Source organism: Treponema saccharophilum DSM 2985 (genome assembly GCF_000255555.1).
Classification (GTDB): domain Bacteria; phylum Spirochaetota; class Spirochaetia; order Treponematales; family Treponemataceae; genus Treponema_D; species Treponema_D saccharophilum.
Genome location: NZ_AGRW01000006.1, coordinates 1 through 1,500, shown reverse-complemented (window position 1 = coordinate 1,500; position 1,500 = coordinate 1). Strand labels below are relative to the sequence as shown.

Annotated in this window: 2 protein-coding genes; both read right to left on the bottom strand. The window is 44.0% G+C overall.

From position 1 onward, the window contains the following. A partial coding sequence (locus TRESADRAFT_RS00050) for a C69 family dipeptidase (protein WP_002701595.1) occupies positions 1-726 on the bottom strand: 726 nt, incomplete at its 3' end. A 122-nt stretch (positions 727-848) separates the two neighbouring features. Continuing rightward, positions 849-1,500 (bottom strand): RNA-guided endonuclease TnpB family protein (locus tag TRESADRAFT_RS00045; protein ID WP_002701594.1); only part of this gene is annotated, 652 nt, incomplete at its 5' end.

Here is a 1,500-nt window from a genome sequence, read left to right as displayed (position 1 = left end):
GGCATCATCGTGGCTTCCGAACGCCTCCCGTGGGTTGAATTTTTTGCCCGGCAAAGTCAAATCCAGATGATTTTCCGCGATAAATTCCTTCAAATCTGCCGAGCAGAGATGATTTTTTTTCGCGCCGAAGGCATCATCAAAATCAAAACTGTCGATTCCGAGCTGATTCGGCATGACAACGTAAGAATCATCAGGCACGCGCTTGGCCATCCAGTGATGCCCGCCAATTGATTCGAGCCACCAGATTTCGTTCTCGTCCGAAAAAGCGATTCCGTTCATCTCGTAAGTTCCGTATTTTTCGAGCAGGCTGCCCAACCGCAGAACTCCCTCGCGGGCAGTTTTTATGTACGGAAGAACGATTACGTTCAAATCTTCTTCCCCGATTCCGCCCTTTTTCAAAAGCGGGTCGGCACCCAAAACGCGCTCGTTGGAAGTGATTGTCTCGGTCGCGGTCATTCCAACATTCGCCGAGTTAACTCCATGAGCCGCCCAAATTCCATCTTTTTTATTCGCGTTCGGCGTGGATGTGTAGCGAAGCGGATTTTCAGGCAAGTCGATTTCCTGATGGGAAAGTATCGTTTTGTATTTTGAAGGTTGGTCTTCCGGCAGAACAACGACGAATTTCTTCTCGCAGAACTGTCCCGAAGGACTGTCCTCGTTCCGCGCAATAAAAGTCGCGCCGTTGTAAGAAGCATCTTTTCCGACCAAAATTGTTGTGCAAGCCATTTTTTACTCCTCAAATTTCAGAATTCCCGGACAGTATACAGACAAAAAACGGTCGAGCCTACAAAACGCCGAAAAATTATTCGGAATTATCCCCTCACGCACTTTATATTAACAAAAAAATGTTAAAGCGTGAGAACATTCTGACCGTCGCCGGTCAAATTTTCTGCTTCATCGGATGCTCCAATTTGCAACGCAAGCGTTGCTAAATCTTCTACACCCTCCACAGACCTAAATTCGGACACTCCTTGCCCTACTGTTTTTATTGCGTTCATTTTGAGATTGATGGCTGCGTTTACATCACGAATGTGCTCTGCTCCACATTCAGGGCAAATCCAAGAACGAATATTTAAATTCTTTGTAATCGGATTCTTGAATCCACAACAATGGCAAATCTGACTTGAAGCAAAGAATCTATCTGCCTTTACAATCTGACAGTTGTTTTCGTTTAGGGATGCTTTCCACAACAGTTTATTTGTGAAATTTCCCCACGAAGCGTCTCCGTAATTCTTTGCGTTTCGACTAAACTTCATCATTCCTTTCAAGTTCAAGTCTTCAATTCCGATGACTTGATAAGTTGAAACTAGGCGTTTTGTTTCTTTTTCAATCCAATCATTACGACATTCTGCAATGTAATGTTCCATACGAGCAACTTTTACACGAGCTTTTTCACGATTGTTTGAGCCAACTTGCTTACGCATGAGTCGTCTTTGAAGTTTAGTAAGTTTTTTGAGATTTGCCTGCTTCTGAGCAACATAGCCAAAATCTTTTCCGGAT